The organism is Ancylomarina euxina (assembly GCF_003863355.1).
GTDB classification, from domain to species: domain Bacteria; phylum Bacteroidota; class Bacteroidia; order Bacteroidales; family Marinifilaceae; genus Ancylomarina; species Ancylomarina euxinus.
Genome location: NZ_QQWG01000055.1, coordinates 1 through 1,797 on the forward strand (window position 1 = coordinate 1; position 1,797 = coordinate 1,797).

Here is a 1,797-nt window from a genome sequence, read left to right on the forward strand (position 1 = left end):
GAGGGTGTCCAAAAATGGATACTCTCTTTCTTTTTTTCATACAAACATCTAATAATCAAGTGATTAAATTGTGTTTTATTTTGAGATGCTATTGATTATTAGTAACTTAAGGCATGAGAAAGCCTAATTTTAAAGAATATAATCAAGGTCAAGTCAGTCTTTTCCCTGAACGGCTTGATTGCTACATTCCAGAGAACTCTCCTGTTAGATTAGTCAGCTCAATTGTTGACCAATTGGATATTGCCAAAATAATGTCTGGTTATAAAGCTGGAGGTTGTAAAGGATATCACCCACGTATGCTATTGAAAATAATTGTTTATAGCTATTTGAGTAATACTTATTCTTGTCGTAAGATGGAGAAAGCTTTGAGAGAAAATATCAATTACATGTGGCTCTCTGGCAAACAGTTTCCCAAACACAGCTGTATTAACGACTTTAGAAGTAAAAGACTCAAACTACACATCAATAAATTATTCACAGACGTTGTCAAGATATTGGTTGAGATGGGTTATGTGAGTTTGGAAGTCCAATATATTGACGGAACTAAAATTGAGAGCAAATCTAATCGTTATCGTTTTGTTTGGCGCAAGTCTATTGAGCGTTATAAAGTAAATCTTCACAAGAAAATAGATTCTATTTTGACTCAAATCGAAGATGGTATCATCCAGGATAATGCTGATGATGTGCCTGATCTTGAGCCAATCAATTCGAGTGTTTTAAAAGAAAAAATCAAGCAACTCAACCAAAGCAATAAAGAAAAGACAAAAGAAGAGATCAAACTATTAAAAGAACTCACAAACAAGCACCTTCCTAAGCTGCAAGAATACGAAACAAACTTATCCGATATTGGTGATCATCGTAATTCAATGTCGAAAACAGATAAGGATGCCACCTTTATGCGAATGAAGGAAGATCATATGAAAAATGGGCAACTTAAACCTGCATATAATGTTCAAATCAGTACTGAAAAACAATTTATAACACATTTTGGAATTTATCAAAACCCAACTGATACGCGTACTTTTATCGATTATCTGAAAGGGTTTAGAACAAGGTATTCTCGGCAATCAGCAGAAGTGGTTGCTGATGCAGGATACGGAAGTGAAGAGAATTATCAATACTTGGAACAGGAAAATATTGAGCACTATGTGAAGTTCAACTATTTTCATATGGAGCAAAAAAAATCATTCAAATTGAATCCGTATCGAACCCAAAACATGCATTATAACAAGGAGCATGATTACTTTGTCTGCCCTATGGGGCAACAAATGGATTATGTAGCAGAATATGAAAAAAGTAATGGTTTTGGGTACATAAGCACGATCAAAAAATACCGAGCGAAAAATTGTAAAAATTGCCATATGCGAGCTGGATGCTTCAAAGGTAAAGGCAACAGGTCAATCGAAATAAACAGTAGACTTAGAGCATACAAACAAAGGGCCCGAGAGAATCTGATGAGTGATAAGGGTTTGAAACACAGAAGTAACAGACCTATAGAGCCTGAAGCTGTATTTGGTCAAATAAAATACAACAAGGGATTTAATCGATTTACAATGAGATCAATAGATGGCGTAAACCTTGAGTTTGGCTTACTTGCAATTGGTTTCAATTTGGCGAAGCTTGCCAGAAAAATATGGACATCTTCTAAAAATGAAATTCTATCTCGTTTTGAAGTGATTTTTGACTTATTTAAAGCAAAAATGCTGAACCGTAAATTTGAATTAGCAATAATCAACTAAAAAATACTTTCGAGAAGGATTAATGAAAAAGAGGATGTCCTTGATTTTGGACACCCTC

1 protein-coding gene is annotated in these 1,797 nt (G+C 34.4%); it reads left to right on the plus strand.

Going from position 1 to position 1,797, the window contains the following annotated elements:
• Positions 1–113: 113 nt before the first annotated feature.
• A complete protein-coding gene (locus tag DWB61_RS17540) occupies positions 114–1,739 on the plus strand; it encodes an IS1182 family transposase (RefSeq protein WP_125032235.1) in 1,626 nt (541 codons plus the stop codon).
• Positions 1,740–1,797 lie beyond the last annotated feature (58 nt).

Excerpts from the sequence above, each read along its gene's own strand:
- DWB61_RS17540 (WP_125032235.1), top strand. The coding sequence starts at position 114 with ATGAGAAAGCCTAATTTTAAAGAATATAATCAAGGTCAAGTCAGTCTT.